The organism is Bradyrhizobium sp. NBAIM08 (genome assembly GCF_020193935.1).
GTDB lineage: Bacteria > Pseudomonadota > Alphaproteobacteria > Rhizobiales > Xanthobacteraceae > Bradyrhizobium > Bradyrhizobium yuanmingense.
Genome location: NZ_JADYVR010000369.1, coordinates 1 through 446 on the forward strand (window position 1 = coordinate 1; position 446 = coordinate 446).

Genomic DNA, 446 nt, shown 5'->3' on the forward strand with positions numbered 1-446 from the left:
AGGTAGGGGGCGCGCGAGAGCAGCCCGGTGAACCGGGGCTCGTCGAGCGAGGCGGGGTCGAAGGTGAGACCGGCGAGCAGCCCGCACGCCACCAGCGGCACGAGCGTCACCCCGACGGCCTGTGCGGCCCGGCGGCGCGAGCGGTAGACCAGGCCCGCGGCCAGCGCCGACCCGACCAGGGTGCAGCCGACCGACCAGGCCAGCGTCTGCGCGACGCCCGCGCGCACCTCGCCGGGCGCGGTCGCCGCCAGGTCGGACAGCGCCGACGTGGAGCCGAGCAGGCCCTCGGCCGCCGCGACGTCGACCGACTCGACCGACGCGCGCACGCCGAGCGGGCCGCGGTGGCTGTCGAACCCGATCTTGCCCACGGGTGGCAGGTCGATCTGGGCCGGGTGCTCGGCCAGGACGCTGGCCTGCAGCCGGATGCCGAGGGGCCCGACCTGCAC

Annotated in this window: 1 protein-coding gene; it reads right to left on the minus strand. The window is 77.6% G+C overall.

The window, feature by feature from the left end; translation table 11 throughout:
* Positions 1 to 446: hypothetical protein (locus I6F37_RS39945; RefSeq protein ID WP_225154369.1), on the minus strand; the 446-nt coding region annotated here is incomplete at both ends.